We start from the raw sequence: 4,329 nt of genomic DNA on the forward strand, positions 1-4,329 counted from the left end.
TAGGTAACTTACCCTCAAAAACGTTCCGGTGGAACGTTTTTGACAAAGCAATTTTAATATGGAGTTGTGCATATTATATAATTGTCGTTTCTTTTTCGACAGACTGACGGCTTTGCAGTTTTAAAGATACTGCAAAGCCGTATTGTGTTTGTTACAGCTCACCCTCCATAGCCGAAACAGCGTCAAAAAGACCTGCCAGAGCGTTGTAGGTGCGGATATCCGTATTGCCTGTCGGAGCAAGCCCCGCGATGGTCTGAAATTCCGCAACAGCCTTGACAGTGTCGCTGTCATAAACCCCGCTGAGGGAATTTGGCGTAATGTTGTAGAAAAGTCCCGCAAGGGTGTTGAGCATTGCCTGGATAATAACAATGGCAGTGCCCTTGTCTCCGGGGGAGAGAACGGTCTTAACCGATGGCAGGGGCTTGATGCCTATCTGCTCGGAGAGATTTGCAATAATGTCATAATATGTGTCAAGAATAGCGTCCCAGGTAACTCTGTCCGTCTCACCCGTAACGGGCAGCCCCTTCATGCGCTGGAAATCGGCTACCGCAGCGGCAGTCTGCTCATTGTAAAGCCCGTCGGGAATAACGGGTCTGACATTAGCGCCGCTCGTGGATATCTCTCTCAGATACCTCTGCAGCTCCGTCACATTAGCCTCGTGGGACTGAGGGGATACGGGTATAGCTTCGTTTGCCAATTGTCTGCCTCCCTTATCTTATAGTGTATCCGGGGAACTGTCCCGCAGGCTTAACATATCCGTACTTGACCTCGCTGTATATCTCGCCAATGCGTGACCAGGTCTCAGCGCCCACATAGCCCGTGGGAGCAATGCCGAATACGCGCTGGAAAGCGGTAACGGCGTTTCTTGTGAGAGGACCGAAATAGCCCGTGTCGCTTACCGCAGGTATCTGGGGATAAGCAGTATGTATCTCCGTAAGATACTGCTGGAGCGTCCGCACATACTCGTTCTGCATACCCTCTCTCAGTATCATACCCGGGAAAAGGACTATCTCCTCTCCCTCGGGATTAACGGGAACGCTGTCGGCAATGCCCTTGTAGGCTCTGTAAAGCTCCTCCCAGGTGTCTGCGTCAACTATCCCCGTCCGGGGCAGACCGTATATCTGCTGGAACGCTCTGACGGCATTTGCGGTGGCATCGTCATAGGTGCCTGTGATGGTTATCCTGGGCACAGCGTCGTAATAGGCTCCTATCACCGACAGAATGTACTGCACCACCCTCACATTTGCACCCGACTGACCGGGACCCATAAATTCGGGAACATCGGCGGTGTAATCGGAAATGGTAACGCCCTCGGAGGTAAGCTCACCCAGCTGCTTTATGCCTGTGTATATCTGATTTATCCTGTACCAGGTGGATTTATCCACCGAACCCGTCTGGGGCAGACCGAACACCTGCTGGAAGGTCCTTACAGCGTCCTGGGTAAGGGTGTCATAGCTGCCCGTAACATAGGGAATTTTCGGAATGGCAGGGTAATTCTGCGAAATGCGGTTAAGCTGTGTCTGGATACGCACCACATCATCGCCTGCGCTGCCGAAGCCGATGACTTCACCGGGGTAGGAGGGAATATTCGGAGCAACGGGAGCATTGGTCACTATCTCAATATCATCTCCGTAAAAATATCTGAGTATCTCATATGGTGTCATGCCTTGGTTTGCAAGCTCCACCGTCTCCCATTGCTTCAGTCCCTGACAGTAGGTGCGCACACCGTCGCAGTAGGCGGCGAACATGGGCTCTATGGTTCCTTCTCTGCGGAGGTAGTTGTTGAAGATCTCGTCCACGATGTTGCTGATAGGCTCGAAAATGTCTCTGCCGTGAACGTAATACTGGTCATAGCGTGTGTCGTTAGTGATGTCGAAATCATACCCTCTTGAAGGGTACCACTCGGTGTAATACCTGTTGAGCGCATAGGTGATAATGGCGTAAATATTGGCTCTCAGAGCGCTTTCGGGCCAGGTGGGATAAATTTCGCTGGAGGCAACGTTTTTGATGTAATCCGTAAACGGAACGGTCACATTCATAGCGCTCGGGTCATCGGGCGCCCCCAGATGAACGACAATATTTTCGGGAATGAACGGCTCTCCTGTCATTTGGCGCCTCCTTAATTCTCTTTATGTATCAGCCGACCGAATTATCGTTTGTCATACCGTTTCCCATGCGGTCGGAACGGGGCTGTATGGGAGTCTGCTCGGGATATTCGGGCAGTGGGATAAGGTCGATGGGCTGAACGGTCTTGACTCCTGCGAAAATGGGAATGTTGATGTCGCTGAGAGTATAGTAGCCCTTAGCTCTGACCGTAACGCTGTACTCGGAGAAGGGACGGGCGGTGCTCATGGGATCCTGAGACAGGGAGGCAGAAGGAGCGGGGAGAGCGATGGTGGGAGTGCGTCCGCTTCTGTCTGTAAACATGAGCCTTACGAGACCTACGCCGCCGGGCAGCACTTTTTTCACAGCCACAACCGCTCCGGGAACGGGATATGCGCCGCCTGCGGTGAATACATCGAACTGCAGATACCCCCAGCTGTTGTCCCCCGTAAGCGAGACCCAGCTTATAGAAGGGGTAAGCCCGGCGGTTGAGGGTATCGATTCCGTGGAGGACGTAGGAAGAGGAAAATCGGGCAGTATCTCCCTTTCGTTCTCTGCCTCGGCAGGGATACTGTACACACCGCCCTCGGGAGAGCCGTTGAGCATCACACCGCGGAGAGACGAGCCGCGGCTTCTCTGATAAGCGGTCTTGTCTGCCTGTGAGAAGGTGCCGCCCATATCGGGATTTGCACCCATAGGAGCGGGATTTTCGTAGGGGGTCATACGGGGCTGTATCATTGGATTTCCGGGGTATACGGGAGGGGGATTATCCTCGGGACGGATAACCGGGTGCGCAGGTATTCCCGCAATGCTTTCGATAATGCTCTCCGCCGAAGGGAAGCGGCATTCACAGCTTACAGGGAGCGGCAGCCCCATATCGGTGGGCTTCTCTGCGGCAAAATGAGAAGCCCCGGGAACTCCCGGTATAGGCGTTCCCGCTATATCACGGGTCATATTCGATTTCCCGGGCATATCAGACGCATTTTGCTCCGGGCGGCTCATCTGCTCTGACGGCGCAGTATTACGGTTCATTGGCTCAGCAGCACGGTTTGCCTGAGGGGCAGTTTGCATACGCGGGCTGCTCTGGGGCTGCATGGGCATATTCTGCTGAGGTGCGGGCATTGAATGCTCTGCCGAACCGCTCTGAGCCTGAGCCTGGGAAGTATTCTGCTGTGAAGGCTGACCTGACTGCTGCCTTGGGGCATTGTCCGTCTGAGGGGCAGAGCCGCTTTTTCTGTACAGCCGCATCATCTCGTCCTTGTACCGCTGTGCCATATTGTTAAGATTAAACTCATTTCCGTTCAAGCTTATTACCTCCGAATAAAAAAATCGTTACCGTTTTTTGCATAGCTGCAAAACGGATTATCAAAAATATATGCATGAAAACGGAGGAAAATGCAGATAATATGCAAATATCAATTCTGAAATGAAACAAGAGAAATGGAGAGAAATAGAGCAAAATGCAGAGATTTAAAGAGAATAGGGGATATATTTTAAAAATTCGGGCAAAAACCTCTTGACAAACGGACAAACACCGTGTATAATAATTACTGTTGTGTAAAGAAGAGGTATGAGTTCCCTGTGAATGATCGAGTTGCGTGCAGGGCGGTACCAACGTCTATGCGGCAATTTTTACTATACTATATTAAAAAGGAGAATTTGACTATGTCAACTTATATGCCTAAGGCTAATGAAATCAGCCGTAAGTGGTATGTACTTGATGCTTCCGGCAAGTCCCTCGGTCGTGTAGCTGCACAGGCTGCATCTATCCTCCGCGGCAAGCACAAGCCCACATTTGCTCCTCACGCTGACTGCGGCGACCACGTAATCATCATCAACTGCGCAGAGGCTGTCCTCACAGGCAGAAAGCTCGAGCAGAAGACCTACAAGTGGCACACAGGCTGGATCGGCGGTCTCAAGGAGACTAAGTACAGCGAAATGATGAAGAAGAATCCCGAAAAGGCAATGATGATCGCAGTAAACGGTATGCTCCCCAACAACACTCTTGGCAGAGCAGCTCTTACTCGTCTGAGAGTATATGCAGGCTCCGAGCACAACCACGCTGCTCAGAAGCCTGAAAACTTCGAGATATAAAAGGAGGGTGTAAACTATGTACGAATCTAAGCAGCAGTATTTTTACGGCACAGGAAGAAGAAAAAGCTCTGTAGCAAGAGTAAGAGTTTACCCCGGCAGCGGTAATATCACCATCAACGGCAGAGATATCGA

At 51.4% G+C, this 4,329-nt stretch carries 5 protein-coding genes; 2 read left to right on the top strand and 3 right to left on the bottom strand.

Going from position 1 to position 4,329, the window contains the following annotated elements; genetic code table 11:
* Positions 1–151: 151 nt before the first annotated feature.
* The 3 genes from ACI4J0_RS01210 to ACI4J0_RS01220 are packed head-to-tail and all read right to left on the bottom strand — an operon-like array spanning position 152 to position 3,408.
* Complete coding sequence (locus ACI4J0_RS01210; protein ID WP_439763991.1) at positions 152–697, bottom strand: peptidoglycan-binding domain-containing protein; 546 nt, start codon at positions 695–697, stop codon at positions 152–154.
* A gap of 13 nt (positions 698–710) precedes the next feature.
* Positions 711–2,108, bottom strand: a complete 1,398-nt coding sequence (locus tag ACI4J0_RS01215; RefSeq protein WP_439763992.1) for a peptidoglycan-binding protein — start codon at positions 2,106–2,108, stop codon at positions 711–713.
* A 28-nt stretch (positions 2,109–2,136) separates the two neighbouring features.
* The gene (locus tag ACI4J0_RS01220; RefSeq protein ID WP_439763993.1) at positions 2,137–3,408 is read right to left on the bottom strand and encodes a hypothetical protein; all 1,272 of its coding nucleotides are present in this window, start codon (positions 3,406–3,408) and stop codon (positions 2,137–2,139) included.
* A gap of 360 nt (positions 3,409–3,768) precedes the next feature.
* Between ACI4J0_RS01220 and rplM the strand changes: the two genes are divergently transcribed.
* Both rplM and rpsI read left to right on the top strand, forming a co-directional pair.
* Complete coding sequence (rplM, locus tag ACI4J0_RS01225; RefSeq protein ID WP_439763994.1) at positions 3,769–4,197, top strand: 50S ribosomal protein L13; 429 nt, start codon at positions 3,769–3,771, stop codon at positions 4,195–4,197.
* Between the two features lie 16 nt (positions 4,198–4,213).
* On the top strand, positions 4,214–4,329 hold a 116-nt coding region (gene rpsI, locus ACI4J0_RS01230; RefSeq protein ID WP_439763995.1), incomplete at its 3' end, for a 30S ribosomal protein S9.

Source organism: Huintestinicola sp. (assembly GCF_051882455.1).
Classification (GTDB): Bacteria; Bacillota; Clostridia; order Oscillospirales; family Ruminococcaceae; genus Huintestinicola.